Origin of the sequence: Bartonella sp. CL435QHHD, from assembly GCF_042195095.1 — a bacterium.
Classification (GTDB): Bacteria; Pseudomonadota; Alphaproteobacteria; order Rhizobiales; family Rhizobiaceae; genus Bartonella.
Window position 1 is genome coordinate 1 of the sequence record NZ_JBHINS010000051.1, and the last position, 1,106, is coordinate 1,106.

Sequence of the window (1,106 nt, forward strand, 5' to 3'; positions counted from 1 at the left end):
AACATCTTTAAAACTCTTTAAAAAAAATAAATTGGTACAAAACCTAGTGTCAAAATATACAAAACCCGCTGGCAAGCTACAACCGCTGGCAAGCTACAACCATAAAAGTGCTGTGGCGGAGGGGGTGGGATTCGAACCCACGGTACAGTCTCCTGCACGCCGGTTTTCAAGACCGGTGCCTTAAACCGCTCGGCCACCCCTCCAAACTAGATATGCTTTTTGACAAATTTCTTGTAAAAGGTCAATCATTTTAATACGCATTTTAAAGCGTTCTTTGTAAAACTATTTAAGTTTCAATTAAAATAATTTTTCATAAGTTAATTCTTTGAGTGTGTTATCTAAGAGTTTCATTTCTAAACATGGTAGTTTTTTCTGAAAAAATGAAAGGTAATTATGATATTTATCATTTTTTTCCTGTTTAAAAGTTTTTTATAAAGCAATATTTTTTTAAAGTTCTAACAATCGTTTTCGTAATAATAAGAAATGTTTAGTTGAAAATGTTTGATAAATTATATTAAATTCCGGTCGTGTATTTTTGAATTATTTTACCTTTCCAGATATTTATTTTATTTAGATCGTTCATATTGGCGAAAAGAAAATGTTATTACTCTAACAGTTTATGAGAGATAAATTTGTAAGAATGACATATATATTCAAGGAAAGTTTTTATTGAGTTTAAATTAAGTATAATTCAATAAGAAAGCTCTTTAAAAGATTTTAATTTTTTAAATAAAAATATTCAGATATTTAGTGCGTCTAAAGAGTACCTTGGAGGGAATGGCTGATTTGCACTATTTGAATAAAATTTTATGTAAGATTTGCATCGATAGTTTAAAATTTCTTCTAGATATGACTGGAAATTAGGTATATTTATAATGCTTTTTCTGTGGGATAAGCAAAAAGTTAATTTGAATGGAAGAAAAAATTATTGAGCAATACACTTAGATCAATAGATAATTTGTTAAGGTATTACATAGTTTTTCAAGAATAGAACTTAAAAATGCTAAATTATGCAGAAGCAGAAAGCATAAACTTTAACAGACAAGGTTTTAAAAGCCGATTCATTTACAAACATGTGTAAAATAAAAAATGGTGCCCCCAGAGAG

Annotated in this window: 1 tRNA gene; it reads right to left on the bottom strand. The window is 28.7% G+C overall.

The window, feature by feature from the left end:
- Positions 1–113: 113 nt before the first annotated feature.
- Positions 114–203, bottom strand: a tRNA-Ser gene (locus ACFILH_RS02235).
- Positions 204–1,106: the final 903 nt, after the last annotated feature.